General features: G+C 64.2%; 18 protein-coding genes. 12 read left to right on the top strand and 6 right to left on the bottom strand.

Going from position 1 to position 14596, the window contains the following annotated elements:
- Positions 1-129 precede the first annotated feature (129 nt).
- Positions 130-546 (top strand): RNA polymerase-binding protein DksA, encoded by a 417-nt coding sequence (dksA, locus tag GGR13_RS08440; RefSeq protein ID WP_183213041.1) that lies wholly within the window; start codon positions 130-132, stop codon positions 544-546.
- 62 nt (positions 547-608) lie between these two features.
- Entirely contained in the window at positions 609-1943 is a 1335-nt protein-coding gene (gene gltX, locus GGR13_RS08435) for a glutamate--tRNA ligase (RefSeq protein WP_183213040.1), read from the top strand.
- A 20-nt stretch (positions 1944-1963) separates the two neighbouring features.
- Here the strand turns inward: gltX and GGR13_RS08430 are convergent, their stop codons facing one another.
- Both GGR13_RS08430 and GGR13_RS08425 read right to left on the bottom strand, forming a co-directional pair.
- Complete coding sequence (locus tag GGR13_RS08430; protein ID WP_183213039.1) at positions 1964-2263, bottom strand: CC_3452 family protein; 300 nt, start codon at positions 2261-2263, stop codon at positions 1964-1966.
- Positions 2264-2355: 92 nt separating this feature from the next.
- Entirely contained in the window at positions 2356-2961 is a 606-nt protein-coding gene (locus GGR13_RS08425) for an LOG family protein (protein WP_183213038.1), read from the bottom strand.
- An 81-nt stretch (positions 2962-3042) separates the two neighbouring features.
- Here GGR13_RS08425 and GGR13_RS08420 point away from each other — a divergent pair, with 81 nt between their 5' ends.
- From GGR13_RS08420 to purD, 4 genes are all read left to right on the top strand, one after another.
- Positions 3043-3816 (top strand): hypothetical protein, encoded by a 774-nt coding sequence (locus GGR13_RS08420; protein ID WP_183213037.1) that lies wholly within the window; start codon positions 3043-3045, stop codon positions 3814-3816.
- Between the two features lie 103 nt (positions 3817-3919).
- On the top strand, positions 3920-4066 hold the full coding sequence (locus GGR13_RS08415) for a hypothetical protein (RefSeq protein ID WP_183213036.1): 147 nt from the start codon (positions 3920-3922) through the stop codon (positions 4064-4066).
- Positions 4067-4068: 2 nt separating this feature from the next.
- Positions 4069-4503, top strand: a complete 435-nt coding sequence (locus GGR13_RS08410; RefSeq protein WP_183213035.1) for a PRC-barrel domain-containing protein — start codon at positions 4069-4071, stop codon at positions 4501-4503.
- A 48-nt stretch (positions 4504-4551) separates the two neighbouring features.
- Positions 4552-5826: a phosphoribosylamine--glycine ligase gene (gene purD, locus GGR13_RS08405; RefSeq protein WP_183213034.1), complete on the top strand. Its 1275-nt coding sequence runs from the start codon at positions 4552-4554 to the stop codon at positions 5824-5826.
- Between the two features lie 6 nt (positions 5827-5832).
- Here the strand turns inward: purD and GGR13_RS08400 are convergent, their stop codons facing one another.
- Positions 5833-6381, bottom strand: coding sequence for a DUF2061 domain-containing protein (locus GGR13_RS08400; protein WP_183213033.1), 549 nt, complete (start codon positions 6379-6381; stop codon positions 5833-5835).
- A gap of 139 nt (positions 6382-6520) precedes the next feature.
- Here GGR13_RS08400 and guaB point away from each other — a divergent pair, with 139 nt between their 5' ends.
- Genes guaB through GGR13_RS08375 form a run of 5 tightly spaced genes read left to right on the top strand, consistent with a single transcriptional unit; the run spans position 6521 to position 11797 of the window.
- Positions 6521-7978, top strand: a complete 1458-nt coding sequence (gene guaB, locus GGR13_RS08395; protein WP_183213032.1) for an IMP dehydrogenase — start codon at positions 6521-6523, stop codon at positions 7976-7978.
- Between the two features lie 3 nt (positions 7979-7981).
- Positions 7982-8398, top strand: a complete 417-nt coding sequence (locus GGR13_RS08390; RefSeq protein WP_183213031.1) for an MAPEG family protein — start codon at positions 7982-7984, stop codon at positions 8396-8398.
- Positions 8399-8418: 20 nt separating this feature from the next.
- Positions 8419-9831: an RsmB/NOP family class I SAM-dependent RNA methyltransferase gene (locus tag GGR13_RS08385; RefSeq protein WP_183213030.1), complete on the top strand. Its 1413-nt coding sequence runs from the start codon at positions 8419-8421 to the stop codon at positions 9829-9831.
- On the top strand, positions 9828-11405 hold the full coding sequence (guaA, locus tag GGR13_RS08380; RefSeq protein WP_183213029.1) for a glutamine-hydrolyzing GMP synthase: 1578 nt from the start codon (positions 9828-9830) through the stop codon (positions 11403-11405). Before GGR13_RS08385 ends, guaA begins: the two co-directional genes overlap by 4 nt.
- Positions 11406-11437: 32 nt before the next feature.
- Complete coding sequence (locus GGR13_RS08375; RefSeq protein ID WP_183213028.1) at positions 11438-11797, top strand: DMT family protein; 360 nt, start codon at positions 11438-11440, stop codon at positions 11795-11797.
- A gap of 72 nt (positions 11798-11869) precedes the next feature.
- On the opposite strand, the gene cobS is transcribed toward GGR13_RS08375, so the two are convergent.
- The 3 genes from cobS to GGR13_RS08360 form a co-directional block, all read right to left on the bottom strand.
- Positions 11870-12874 carry a cobaltochelatase subunit CobS gene (gene cobS / locus GGR13_RS08370; protein ID WP_183213027.1) on the bottom strand — a complete coding sequence of 335 codons (1005 nt, stop codon included), beginning with the start codon at positions 12872-12874 and terminating at the stop codon, positions 11870-11872.
- A 134-nt stretch (positions 12875-13008) separates the two neighbouring features.
- Positions 13009-13434: an organic hydroperoxide resistance protein gene (locus GGR13_RS08365; RefSeq protein ID WP_183213026.1), complete on the bottom strand. Its 426-nt coding sequence runs from the start codon at positions 13432-13434 to the stop codon at positions 13009-13011.
- Between the two features lie 82 nt (positions 13435-13516).
- On the bottom strand, positions 13517-14185 hold the full coding sequence (locus GGR13_RS08360; protein WP_183213025.1) for a J domain-containing protein: 669 nt from the start codon (positions 14183-14185) through the stop codon (positions 13517-13519).
- Positions 14186-14230: 45 nt separating this feature from the next.
- Between GGR13_RS08360 and GGR13_RS08355 the strand changes: the two genes are divergently transcribed.
- Positions 14231-14530, top strand: a complete 300-nt coding sequence (locus GGR13_RS08355) for a BolA family protein (RefSeq protein ID WP_183213024.1) — start codon at positions 14231-14233, stop codon at positions 14528-14530.
- Positions 14531-14596: the final 66 nt, after the last annotated feature.

The following is a 14596-nucleotide window of genomic DNA, read 5'->3' as shown; positions in this document are numbered from 1 at the left end:
TGATCGTGCCATTTTGTCGTACAACAGGCGCGCGATCTTCATTGTGCCGACTCGTCAGTCTGACTATAGGGCTCCTACGCCACGGGGGCGTCTGGTGAGAGTGTGAGTGCGATGAACGCATTGGCCTCGATGACAAATGCGGAACCGGTCCAGTACCGGCCATCCGACGACGAGCCGTTCATGAATGAGCGGCAGCTTGCCTATTTCAAGCACAAGCTGTTGGCTTGGCGGGATGATATCCTGCGGGAGTCCAAGGGCACGGTGGTCAATCTCAAGGCCGAGACCGAAAACCATCCAGACCTTCTGGATCGCGCGTCCTCGGCTTCAGACCGGGCGCTGGAGCTTCGGACGCGGGATCGCCAGCGCAAGCTGATCTCCAAGATCGAGGACGCCCTGCGCCGGATCGAGGATGGCAGCTATGGCTATTGCGAGGATACCGGGGAGCCGATCGGGCTGGGTCGCCTAGAGGCTCGCCCGACCGCGACCCTGTCAGTCGAGGCCCAGGAACGCCACGAGCGCCGCGAGCGCGTCCACCGGGACGACTGAGTTCGGCTTGACTTGAGCGGGCGGCGGCGCGACCTACGCGCCTCGCTTTCAAGGTCACCCGTATGTCCGTCAAGGTTCGTTTCGCCCCGTCGCCCACCGGCAAGCTGCATGTCGGCAATGTTCGCACGGCGCTGGTCAATTGGCTGTTCGCGAAGGGGCAGGGCGGCAAGTTCGTCCTGCGCATCGATGACACCGATCTCGCGCGGTCAACGCCGGAATTCGAACAGGGGATCGAGGACGATCTGTCCTGGCTGGGACTGGTCTGGGACGAACGCTACAACCAGTCGAAGCGGTTCGATCGCTATGAGGAGGCGTCCGCGCGTCTGAAGGCGGCCGGACGGCTCTACCCCTGCTACGAGACGGGCGACGAACTGGATCGTCGTCGCAAGGTGCAACTGGCCCGCGGGTTGCCACCGATCTACGACCGCGCAGCACTGGAGCTGACGGAGGCTGACCGGGCCGCGCTTGAAGCCGAGGGCCGCAAACCGCACTGGCGCTTCAAGCTCGAGGGGAAACGGGTCGCCTGGGAGGACCTGTCCCGCGGGCATGCCGAGGTCGATACCGCGTCGATGTCCGATCCGGTGCTGATCCGCGAGGACGGCCTGTTCCTCTACACCTTGCCGTCCGTGGTGGACGATATCGACATGGCCATTACCCACGTCATCCGGGGCGAGGACCACGTCACGAACACCGGGGCCCAGATCGAGATCTTCGAGGCGCTGGGCGCGACCGTACCAGGTTTCGCCCATATGCCGCTTCTGGTTGGTGCGGATGGCCAGGCGCTGTCGAAGCGTCTTGGCTCGCTGTCTATCGCGGAGATGCGCGATCAGGGCTACGAACCCATCGCCATCACCAGCCATCTGGGCCGGATCGGAACGTCGGATCCATTGGAAGTCGCAGAGTCCGTCGAGGCGCTCGGCAACAGTTTCGCCTTTTCAAAAATGGGGCGGTCGCCGGCTCGATATGACACGGCCGATCTGGATCGCCTGAACGCCCAGGCTCTGCATGCCATGCCCTACGACACTGCCAAGCCGCGGCTCGACGCGCTGGGCGTTGATCTCGGCGAAGCCTTCTGGACCGGGGTGCAGGGTAATCTGCAGACGTTTGGCGATGTCGCCGAAATGGCCAGGATCGTTCAGGGGCCGGTGGTGCCAGTGATCGAGGACGCGGCCTTCGCCGGGGCGGCGCTTGCCGTCCTTCCGCAGGCCATCGACGCCGATGCCTGGTCCGTCTGGACGACGGCCGTGAAGGAAGCGACCGGGGCCAAGGGCAAGGCGCTTTTCATGCCTCTGCGGTTGATCCTGACAGGTCAGGCCCACGGACCGGACATGGCCACGATCGTGCCCCTGATCGGGCGCGATCGGATCGCGTCACGGCTGAAGGGCGAGACGGCCTGACCGCCTCGCCCTGCTGATCCTCAAGCGTTGCAGACGGCCAGTTGCTCTGCCGTCAGGACCTCGCCCTTCCAGGAGAACTCGGTCAGCGGACCAAGCTTGGCCTTGACGCGGCGGCAGGCCCGGGTGGCGGGCTGGGCTGCACCGCCGTTGGCCGTGCAGGTCGTACCCTCGCAACGCCAGTTGGCTCCGTCGACGATCGTGCGACCGCGCGGGGCCTGGGCGGCATCCGCGAGCACCGCGCGAGTGGCCGGGGCGTCGGATGGCTGGGCGAAGGCAGGGACTGCGGCGAAGAGTGCGGCAGCAACCAGGATGGCACGCATGAGAGAGCTCCGATCTGTTCGGGGCCTGTGCCCCTTCACGTCAAAGAGCGTCTTTTTAAAAAACGGTCAAGCAATAAGTTACTAGTGTTCACTTATCGCCGATCATGTTTCAGTTCCGGCGTGGCCTCTGCGGTGCCAAGCACGGCGATCGCCGCGTCGACCGTGTCGCAGACCACCCAGGCGTCCAGGAAGGACGGCGGGGTGAACCCGGTTTCGACGCTGTGCCGCATCAGGGCGAAAAATGTCTCCCAGAAGCCGTTGATATTCAGAAAGATGACCGGCTTGGCATGAAGGTCCAGGCGCTTCCACGACAGGAGTTCGACCACTTCTTCCAGCGTGCCGACCCCGCCAGGTGCCACCACGAAGGCATCCGACTGGTCGTACATCAGCTGTTTGCGTTCGTGCATGGAGGTGACGACGATGGTCTCGACCTCGTCGAACAGTCTTTCCCGACTGCGCAGGAAGGCGGGCATGATGCCGATGACGCGGCCACCAGCAGCATGCGCTGCGCGCGCGGAGGCTCCCATGAGGCCGACACCTCCGCCGCCGTAGACCAGCCGCCATCCCGCCTGAGCCGTTGCTTGCCCAAAGGCGCTTGCGGCCTCGGTATAGACGGGATCGGCCACGTCGGACGAACCACAGAAAAGGCATACGGACGGGCCGTCGAATGGGGCAATGGAAACGGGCGGTGTGGACATGGGACCTCAGGACAGGGCGTAGAAGACAGGCCGCGCGCGCCGCGCTATCTCCGTCGCATGTCTAACGTGGTGAAAGTCGGAATGACACGACCGATCGTGATCCTGATGCTTGCGATCGTCCTGTCGACACCCGCGAGCTGCGGACGGGACCCACAGGGCAGCACGGTCGCGGACAGCCAGGCCGAAGAATGGGTTGAAGCGCCCATGATCGACAGGGCCACCCGCGATGCAGCGGGCCTCCAGGTCAGTGGGCAGGCGTCTCCGGGCAGCCGGATCGTTATTCGGGGTGACACACGCACAGCCTTTGCGGTCGGTACCGGCAGTGACGGTCGTTTTGATCTCCGGGTCCCGGCTCCGGAAAGGGATTCGCTTTATGTCGTTGAAATCCAGACAGGCGAACACGCGGTCCCTGCGGCCACTCGATTGCTTGTCGCGGGAGATCCGTCTGGGCCGGTCGCCCTGATCAGCCCGGGATCGCCTTCGAAAAGGCTGGACCCCGGAACCGGTCTGGACGTCGTCGACAGTGACGGGCGGACCCGAATTGCTTCAGGACGCGCGGTCGCGGGCAAAAAGGTGGCCATTTCAGTCGACGGCGGCGAGGCCCGGATCGTCACCGCCAGCCCAGCCGGTCGCTGGACCCTGAACCTCGGAGCGATCCGCGCTCCCTCTGCCACGATCACGGTTGATGGGACGTCACATGTCTTTCCCGGCGAGGGGGGCACGGACGCACCAATCGACCGTCTCGTGCGAAGCGGAGACGGTATGGCCTTGCGCTGGAAGCTTTCCGACACCGCTCAACAGAGTAGCTGGTTCACGATCTCCAGCCCGGGCCCATCGGCTAGGCCGTCGCGCTGATCGGCACGGGATCGACAACTGCCCGTGTCCGGGCTGACGGATTGAGGACGCCTGAAGGCAGGGCATGCTGGAACGACCTCGCCAAGCCGCCGTTTGAAACGCCATGACCGTTGGCGACCTGTTCGATCGCATGGTGCCTGACCGTTCGATCAAGGTCGTTCGCGGCACCGCGCTGGGCTTGCCATCGCTCTTCGGCGCGGCGCTGATCTGCGGCGCGTCGGGCATTTTCAAGTCTATAAACAAGGAATAACGATGACCCGACTTCTACTGGCTGCTTCCGCGCTTGGCCTCTTTGGTCTGGCTGCCTGTGACAACACGACCGACGATGTCGTTCAGGCACCCGCCCCGGGCGCAGCGCCCGTTGCCGTTTCGGACATACAGGCCCAGACGGCGCAGACGACAGCCGCGCTGGCGTTTGGCATGACCCGGGCCGAACTCGAGGACGCCGATGTCCTGTCGCCAGCCAACACAGACCTCGGTGATGTGGAAACCCTCGTCCTGAATGCGAATGGCGACGTTGAGTCGATCGTGGTCGAACTTGAGGGACCCGGTGATCGGGAAGTCGTTGTTCCCATCGCGCAGTTCAGCTCGATCAGTCAGGGTAACGACAAGGACCTGACCACCACACTGTCAGCCACCGAACTGGCGGCCCTGCCGGTGTGGACCGGTGCCGCAGCCACACGATAGACCGAAACCTGTCTTGACCGGCCTTCTCGGGCCGGTCATTGGCCGGATATGAATATTCTGCTCGTTGGGTCGGGCGGGCGCGAACACGCCCTGGCCTGGAAGATCGCCCAGTCACCGCTGGTCAAAAGGCTGATCTGCGCGCCCGGAAATCCCGGGATCGAGACCTATGCAGAGTTGGCTCCGGTGAAGGCCGATGATGCCCAGGGTTTGGTGGTGCTTGCCCGCGAGATGAGGGCCGATCTGGTGGTGGTGGGCCCTGAAGCTGCGCTTGCCAACGGTTTGGCCGACCGCCTAGCGGCTGCGGGTATCCTGTGTTTCGGCCCTACATCGAAGGCGGCACAGCTGGAAACCTCGAAAGCCTTTTCCAAGGCCTTCATGGAACGCCATGATATTCCGACGGCAGGCTACGGGGTCTATGACAGGGTCAAGGATGCCCGCGAGGCCCTGAACGTCTTCAAGCCTCCCTATGTCATCAAGGCCGATGGCCTTGCCGCCGGCAAGGGCGTTGCGATCAGTCCCGACAAGCCGGATGCCGAGGCCGAGATCGAGCGGATGCTCGGCGGGCGGTTCGGACAGGCCGGTGCACGGGTGGTGATCGAAGAGTTCATGGACGGCGAGGAGGGTTCGCTGTTTGCCCTGTGCGACGGACAGCGGGCGGTCCTGTTCGGGGGGGCGCAGGACCACAAACGCGTCTTCGACGGAGACCTCGGGCCCAATACGGGCGGGATGGGGGCCTACTCGCCCGCGCCTGTTTTCGACGAGAATCTGGTGTTCGCCGCAGAGAAACAGGTGGTCCTGCCGACGATGGCTGCGATGGCGGCGGAGGGCATGCCGTACCGCGGCGTTCTCTACGTCGGTCTCATGGCTACGTCAGACGGGCCCAAGGTCGTCGAATACAATGCCCGTTTCGGAGATCCCGAATGCCAGGTGCTGATGATGCGACTGGCCGGAGACATCGTCCCCTATCTGCTGGCCTGCGCCCGGGGCGACGTTTCGCAACTCCCGAGTCCGGCTTTCAAACCCCAGACCGTCGTCTGTGTCGTCATGGCCGCCAAGGGGTATCCCGACAGCCCGCTCGAGGGGTCCATAATCCGCGGCGCAGAACAGAATTTCGGGCCGCACGTGCAGGTCTTCCACGCCGGAACCCGTCGGCGCGATGACGGTCAACTGGTCGCAGCGGGCGGTCGGGTACTGAACATCTGTGCCGAAGGCGACGACATCACACAGGCGCGCGAACGGGCTTATGAGGCCGTGCAGAAGATCGACTGGCCAGGCGGATTCTGCCGAAGCGATATAGGCTGGCGAGCGCTGGATCGGGGCTGAAGCCCGTCAGGCCGATGCCGCCGTGCCGCGACGCAGGGCCTTCCGCGCATCGATCCGGGTCCATATCCGGTCGTGAACGGTGAAAAAGACGGTCTGGACCAATGGCTCGATCAGGCCGATCGCCAGCGCAATGCGCCAGTTCCCAGTCAGCGCCATGGCGACTGTGACGGCCACCACGAAATGCATGACCCCGTAGGTGACGGTTTTCAGCGCGATGTCGCGGAAAGACCGGGGCAGGGCGTGTGAATGACCATCGTGACCGTGCGCCCGGTTCTGCTCGGCAGCGTCCATGACCTCCAGGCGGGCGGTGAAAGCCTCGGCGCTTTCCTCGATGCCGGACAGGCGACGCCGGCGTTCGATCCGGTGCCAGATCCGGTCATGAAACGAGTAGGCGATCGTCTGGAAAAAAGGTTCGACGACACCAACTGCCAGTGCGAGGCGCCAGTCACGCGTGATGGCAAACGCCACCAGAATGGCGACGATGAGGTGCATGACGCCGTAGCTTGCGATCTTGAGCGCAAGTTCACGGACTGAACGGACGATGGCGGTGACCATGCTCTATATACTCGTGTGCCCGGGGAAAAGTTTCAACCTCACTCCGATTTTTTAGCCAAGGCTAAAGCTGGGCCGTATTCGAGCGGTTGACTTCGCAGCCGCGAAAAGGGATATGCGGCCCGCAAAACGGAGACTCCTCATGGAGATACGCGAAGGACTGACCTTCGATGATGTTTTGCTCGAACCCGGCCCGTCGGAGACCATGCCCGCAGATGCGGACGTCACGACGAACCTGACGCGCGACATCAAGCTGAACATCCCGCTGACCTCGTCGGCAATGGATACGGTGACCGAAAGCCGGCTGGCGATTGCCATGGCTCAGGCCGGTGGTCTGGGTGTGCTCCACCGCAATATGACGGTCGAGCAGCAGGCTGAAAAAGTCAGGCAGGTCAAACGCTTCGAGAGCGGAATGGTCATCAATCCGGTGACCATCCATCCGGAAACGACCCTGGGCGAGGTGCGGGAGATCGTAGCCCGCCGCAAGATTTCCGGCTTTCCGGTGGTCGACGGGGCAGGGCGTCTGGTCGGCATCCTGACCAATCGCGACATGCGGTTCGATACGGACCCGAATCGCAAGGCGGCCGAGCTGATGACGACCGGGGACCTGGTCACGATCCGTGAGGGTGCAGGGCGTGACGAGGCCCGTGCCCTGCTGCGCGATCGCAAGATCGAGCGGGTCATTGTCGTCGACGCAGATTACCGCGCAACCGGCCTGATCACGATGAAGGACATCGAAAAGGCCCAGGCGCATCCGCATGCGGCCAAGGACGAACAGGGCCGTCTGCTGGTCGGCGCAGCCTCTACCGTCGGTGATACAGGTTTCGAGCGTTCGATGGCTCTGGCCGAAGCCGGCGTGGACGTCATCGTCATCGACACCGCCCACGGCCACTCGATTCAGGTCTCGCGGGCCGTCGAGCGGATCAAGCGCGAGTCCAACCGCATCCAGATCATCGCCGGCAATGTCGCCACCTATGATGCAGCGCGGGCCCTGATCGATGCCGGTGCGGACGCGGTGAAAGTCGGGATCGGTCCGGGCAGCATCTGCACCACCCGGATCGTGGCCGGTGTCGGCGTGCCTCAGCTGACGGCGATCATCGACGCCGTGCGGGCAGGCAAGGCCTCCGGCGTCCCGATCATTGCCGATGGCGGGATCAAATATTCCGGTGACCTGGCCAAGGCGATCGCAGCCGGGGCATCGGTCGCCATGATGGGATCGATGTTCGCGGGCACGGACGAAAGCCCCGGCGAGGTCTTCCTGTACCAGGGCCGGTCCTACAAGTCCTACCGTGGCATGGGTTCCGTCGGTGCCATGGGGGCCGGTTCCGCCGACCGCTATTTCCAGAAGGATATCGAGGACACCCAGAAGCTGGTGCCCGAGGGCATCGAGGGCCAGACCCCCTACAAGGGTCCGATCGCGCCGGTGCTGCACCAGATGATCGGGGGCCTTCGGGCCGCCATGGGCTATGTCGGTGCACCGACGATTGCCGATTTCCAGGAGCGGGCACGGTTCGTGCGCATCACGGGTGCCGGACTGCGCGAGAGCCATGTCCATGATGTGATGATCACGCGCGAAGCCCCGAACTACAGACAGGGATAAATCATGAGCGAAGGCTGGATCCTGGTCACGACACCCGAACTGACCATGCTGGCGGCAACGCTGGTCCTGGCCTTCGTCCATATCTTCCTGCCTGCCGCGGGTCGGACACTGGCCAACGGGATCGAATGGAATGCCGGTCCGCGCGACACGACCCCGAAGGAGCCCGGTCCGATCACGCGCCGCCTCGAGCGGGCGCAGGCCAATCTATGGGAGACCCTGCCACTGTTCATCGGCGCGGTCCTGACAGCCCATGTCGCGGGCGAGGACGGTCTGCTGACCTTCTGGGGCACCCAGGCCTATTTCTGGGCACGACTGATCTATATCCCGATCTATGCCTTTGGCATTCCCATGGTGCGTTCGCTGGTCTGGCTGGTCTCAGTCGCCGGACTGGTCGCGATCTTCGCCGCCCTCTTCACCTGAACCAGAACTGTAAGCCCGATTTGACCCCCGCCGCCCGTCTCGCCGCCGCCGCCTCCGTTCTCGACCGCATCTCGGCGGGCAAACAGCCGGCCGAGACCGTGCTGAAGACCTGGGGGACCGAGAACCGCTATGCCGGGTCCAAGGACCGGCGGGCCATTGCCGATCAGGTCTACAAGGTGATCCGGGCGCGCGGCCGGCTGGTCTGGGCCATGGGCGGGCGTGAGGATGGCCGGGCCCTGGTGATCGGGTCGCTGAGCCTCATCGACGGCCTGTCGGTCGAGGAGATCGAGGCCCTGCATTCCGGGGACGGATACGGGCCCAAGCCCCTGTCCAAACAGGAGCGGGGACGGATCAGCGCAACAGCGGACGATCTGCCCGGCTGGGTGGCTGCGGGCCTGCCCGAGTTCGTCGTCGAGGATTTCAAGAACACCTTCGGCGAGCGCTGGGCCGACGAGGCCGAGGGCCTGATGGTGCCGCGGGCCCCGATCGACCTGCGGGTCAATGCCGCCAAGGCCACGGTCGCCGAGGTCATGGCCGAGCTTCGCGAAGCCGGGTTGTCACCCGAGCGGACGCCCTGGTCGGCCTGGGGCCTGCGTCTTTCGGCCGAGCCTCCGCCCAATGTTCAGGCGCTGGAGGCCTTCAAGGCCGGCCGGATCGAGATCCAGGACGAGGGTAGCCAGATCGTCTGCTGGCTGGCCGGCGTCCGGCCCGGCATGACGGTGGTCGACTATTGTGCGGGCGGGGGCGGCAAGACGCTGGGTCTCGCCATGCAGGGACTGGCCGTCGGCGCGGCCCGTGCCGTTCCAGCCGCCGAGCCCGAACGCATCTGGACGCCCACGGGCTGGGTGGACGGGCCGAAGACGGCGTCCAAGCCGTCGGGACCTGTGGAGTCCGAGGGCCGTCTGATCGCCTATGACGTGGTTCAGAAGCGGCTCGACAATATCCGGCCCCGGCTGCAGCGCGCAGGCGTCATGGCCGAACTGATCCAGCTGGGCCCCAACGGCGGCGGTGTCGAGGACATGGTCGGACAGGCCGATGTGGTGCTGGTTGATGCGCCCTGCACCGGATCGGGCACATGGCGGCGTCGGCCCGAGGATGCCTGGCGGCTGAAACCCGAAGAGGTCGACCGGATGCACAGTCTGCAGATGTGCATCCTGGCCCGGGCGGCGAAGCTGGTGAAGCCGGGCGGCCGGCTGGTCTATGTGACCTGTTCGATGCTGCGCAGCGAGAACGAGGCCACGGTCGATGCCTTCGAGGAAGATCATCCGACGTTCCGGCCAGTCGCCATCGCGGACGCCGCCGTCAGCGATGCCATCACGCCGGCCGGGCACACCCGTCTGAGCGAACTGGCGCAGGGTCACCGCCTGCGCCTCAGCCCCGCCAGCGCCAATACGGACGGCTTCTTCGCCGCCCTCTACGAGAGAGACGCATGACACAGACAGGATCCGCAAGAACGGGCGAGCATCAGAAGGTTCTGATCGTCGACTTCGGCAGCCAGGTCACGCAGCTGATCGCGCGGCGTCTGCGCGAGGCCAATGTCTATTGCGAGATCCATCCCTATGCGAAGGCGGAGGCTGCGATGGCGGCCATGACGCCTGCGGCCATCATCCTGTCGGGCGGTCCCGAGAGCGTGCACGAGGAGGGCAGCCCGCGCGCGCCGCAAGCCGTGTTCGAGGCTGGCGTGCCTGTTCTCGGCATCTGCTACGGCGAGATGACCCTGTGCGAACAGCTGGGCGGCAAGGTCGAGGGCGGTCACACCCGCGAATTTGGCCGGGCGGAGATCACGGTCCGGAAGACATCGCCACTGCTGGCCGGTCTGGCCCCGGTCGGCGAGGACGAAACGGTCTGGATGAGCCATGGCGACAAAATCGTCGCCATCCCCGAGGGTTTCGACGTGGTTGCGAGTTCGGCGGGGTCACCCTATGCCGTGATCGCCGATGAGGACCGCCGTTTCTATGGCGTCCAGTTCCATCCGGAAGTCATGCACACGCCACGCGGCCACCAGATGCTCAAGAATTTCACCCACGGCATCGCCGGGCTGAAGGGCGACTGGACAATGGCCGCCTATCGCGACGCGAAGATCGCCCAGATTCGGGCACAGGTCGGGTCGGCAAAGGTGATCTGTGGCCTGTCGGGCGGGGTCGATTCCTCGGTGGCCGCGGTCCTGATCCACGAGGCGATCGGGGATCAGCTGACCTGCGTGTTTGTCGACACCGGACTGCTGCGCAAGGACGAGGCGACGCAGGTCACCCAGCTGTTCAGAGAGCACTACAACATCCCGCTGATCCACGTTGATGCATCAGAGGAATTTCTCGGTGCCCTGGCGGGCCAGTCGGACCCGGAGACCAAGCGCAAGACCATCGGCCGGGTCTTCATCGAGATCTTCGATCGCGAGGCCGGCAAGATCGAGGGTGCGGAATTTCTGGCCCAGGGGACGCTGTATCCCGACGTGATCGAGAGCGTCTCGTCATCGAGCGGCAAGGCCCATGTCATCAAGAGCCATCACAATGTCGGCGGCCTGCCCGACTACATGAAGCTGAAACTGGTCGAGCCGCTGCGCGAACTGTTCAAGGACGAGGTCCGGGCCCTGGGCCGCGAACTGGGTCTCACCGATGCCTTTGTGGGTCGTCACCCGTTCCCCGGGCCGGGTCTTGCGATCCGCATTCCCGGCGAGATCACGCGCGACGCTGTCGAGACACTTCAGCAGGCCGATGCCATCTATCTGGACGAGATCCGCAAGGCCGGCCTGTACGACAGCATCTGGCAGGCGTTCGCCGTCCTGCTGCCGGTGAAGACGGTCGGCGTGATGGGTGATGCCCGGACCTATGAGAAGGTGCTGGCGCTGCGGGCCGTGACGTCCACGGACGGCATGACCGCCGACTTCTTCGAGTTCCCCTGGGACGTGCTCGGCAAGTGCGCGACGCGGATCGTCAACGAGGTCCGGGGCGTGAACCGCGTCGTCTATGACGTGACGTCGAAGCCGCCCGGGACCATCGAGTGGGAATGACGCCCGACTAGCGCCATCCGCCGGAGACGCCGATGCCCCTTACCGCGCCGACGATCATGCCGATCCTGCTACTGATCGCCTCCAACATCTTCATGACCTTCGCCTGGTACGGCCATCTGAAGTTCGAGAACAAGCCGCTGTGGATCCTGATCCTGGTCAGCTGGGGCATCGCCTTCTTCGAATACTGCCTCGCAGTGCCGGCCAACCGAATCGGCCATGCGGTCTATTCCACCGCCGAGCTGAAGACGATGCAGGAGGTGATCACCCTGATCGTGTTCGCCGTCTTCTCGGTGATCTATCTCGGAGAGAAGCTGACGCTGAACCATGCGGTGGGCTTTGGGTTCATCGCTCTGGGGGCGTTCTTCATCTTCAAGGGGCCGCTGGGTTCGTGACCATGCAGCCGTTACGGCTAGAAGGATGAGGCGAGATGGATGGCAGTTTGAAATCCGTCCATCTCGACTGATCTACCCCACCTTCACCCGCGTCGCGGCTTCCGGGAGGTCCTCACCGAAGGCACGCTGGTAGAACTCGGCGATCGTCGGGCGTTCCAGCTCGTCGCACTTGTTCAGGAATGTCAGGCGGAAGCTGAGGCCGAGGTCGCCGCCGAAGATGGAGGCGTTCTGGGCCCAGGTGATGACCGTACGCGGGCTCATGACCGTCGAGATGTCGCCGTTCATGAAGGCGTTGCGGGTCATGTCGGCGACACGGACCATGGCGGCGATCTTGCGACGACCCTCGGCGTCGGACCATTCCGGCACCTTGGCGGAGACGATGTCGGCCTCCACGTCATGGTCGAGGTAGTTCAGGGTGGTGACGATGTTCCAGCGGTCCATCTGGCCCTGATTGATCTGCTGGGTGCCATGATACAGGCCCGAGGTGTCCCCCAGACCGATGGTATTGGTCGTGGCGAACAGGCGGAACCACTTGTTCGGGCGAATGACGCGGTTCTGGTCCAGCAGGGTCAGGCGGCCCTGCGCCTCGAGCACACGCTGGATCACGAACATCACGTCCGGACGACCAGCATCATACTCGTCGAACACCAGGGCGATCGGCCGCTGGATGGCCCAGGGCAGCATGCCCTCGCGGAACTCGGTGATCTGCTTGCCATCTTTCAGCACGATGGCGTCCTTGCCGACCAGATCGATCCGGCTGACATGGCTGTCGAGGTTGACGCGGACGAGGGGCCAGTTGAGGCGGGCAGCGACCTGTTCGATGTGGGTCGACTTGCCGGTGCCGTGATAGCCCTGAACCATGACCCGGCGGTCGTGGGCAAAGCCGGCGCAGATCGCAAGCGTCGTCTGTGGATCGAATTTGTAGGCGGGGTCGACCTCCGGCACGTGGCTGTCGACCGTGTCGAACATCGGCACGACCATGTCGGCGTCGATGCCGAAGGCGTCGCGCACCGACACCTTGCGGTGCGGTTCGAAGGTCAGGAGGGGATCGGGGGTCGCGTCGAGGAAAGAAGCCATGGGCAACCCTTAGAAAACCGTTCGGTCCGGGTCCAGAGCGGCAGCGCTGCAATGCGTCATGACGACGTTTCGACGCAAGCCGGGCCGACGGTAAAATCCATCGGCCCGGGCAGTGTCAAAGGGAAGGGCTGGCGTCAGCCTGCGCTCAGGGCAACGTCGACATTGTTGCGCGTGGCGTTCGAGTACGGACAGACCGCATGTGCCTTCTGGATCAGGTCCTCGATCACGGCAGCGTCCAGGCCATGGTCGGTGACCTTCAGCGAGATATCCAGATTGTATCCCTCACCCCTGGTATTCGGACCAAAGCCGACTGTGGCGTGGACCTGAGTGTCCGGACCGACCGGTGTTCCCGCCTTGCCGGCAACAAGGCGCAGGGCCCCGAGATAGCAGGCAGCATAGCCCGTGGCGAAAAGCTGTTCGGGATTGGTGCCGGGGCCGTCGTCGCCGCCCATGGCCTTGGGCACCGACAGGCTGACATCGACCTTGCCGTCGTCCGTGTGTGACCGACCGTCACGACCGCCGCCGGAAGCCGTCGCGCGGGCTGTGTAGAGAACGTCCATCGAAAACTCCTTGAATGGGGAGCCAGAGATGGTGTGCAGCGCAGGGCCTGCAACAATTTAATCGCCATCTGCCCTCAGGGCGTCAGGCGATCCCGGCCTTCTTGAGAATTTTCCAGGCCTTGATGACGCGAACCAGCTTGGCCTCGGCACCACGGTCGCCCTGGTTATGGTCCGGGTGGCAGCGCTTGAGCAGGTCGTGATAGGCGGCCTTGATGGCTTCCTTGGATGCGCCAGGCTCCAGATCCAGATCGGCCAGGGCTCCGCGCTCGATCTTGCCGACGCGCCGGTCCTCGGTCGGGGACTGAGGGGCCTGATCGCCCTTGCGACCGAACAGGCCATAGCTGTCGCGCCATGAACCCGCGCCCGCCGTATTAGCCGTGCCCATCTTGGCAGCGAAGGCGGCGGCTTCGCGACTGTTCTTGCCCGCCTTCATTTCCCAGGTCGGGCGACCGCCCGTCATGGCCTCGTTTTCCTTGGCCGCGCGGATCTGGGATTCGGTCATGCCGGAATAGAAGTCCCAGCCCTTGTTGTACTCGGCCGCATGGCCCTGACAGAAATCGTAGAAGTCATTCAGCCGCTCGCGCGACTTGGGCGCACGCGCGGTCGCGGCCTTGACGCAGTCAGGCCACTGGCACGGCTTCTCGCCAGGCTTCAGATGCAGGACGTCAGCCTTCGCCTCAGCCTCTCCGGCCTTGGGCGGCTTGATCCGCATATCTTTGAAACGGGGTTTGTATTCGAACGACGCAGGCATTGGGGACAGTGTAAGGTCGATTTGGTCTGCATCAAGGAAGCGATCATGTCACAGGGCCCAATCGGGACGATTATCCTCGAAAAACTGACAACAGCGTTCGATCCGGTGTCGATCTCGCTCGAGGATGACAGCTGGAAGCATGCCGGACACCATCATGAGGGCGGGATGGATGCCAAGGCTGGAGGCGAGAGCCATTTCAATCTCTCGATTGTCTCCTCGTCGTTCGACGGCCAGGGACGAGTCGCGCGTCAACGCGCCATCAATGCCGTCCTCGCAGAGGAACTGGCCGGGCCCGTCCATGCCCTCTCGATCAAGGCCATGACGCCGGCCGAAGCATCTGGTTGAACCCGGTATCGGCGTTCACCCCGTCTTAGAATGTTCGCCCTAGTGTCACGCTCGGGCCTGTTCAAT

The sequence above is a fragment of the Brevundimonas variabilis genome (genome assembly GCF_014199945.1).
GTDB classification, from domain to species: domain Bacteria; phylum Pseudomonadota; class Alphaproteobacteria; order Caulobacterales; family Caulobacteraceae; genus Brevundimonas; species Brevundimonas variabilis.
Note: the sequence above shows the minus strand (reverse complement) of the source record. Positions and strands in the feature narration are given on the sequence as shown.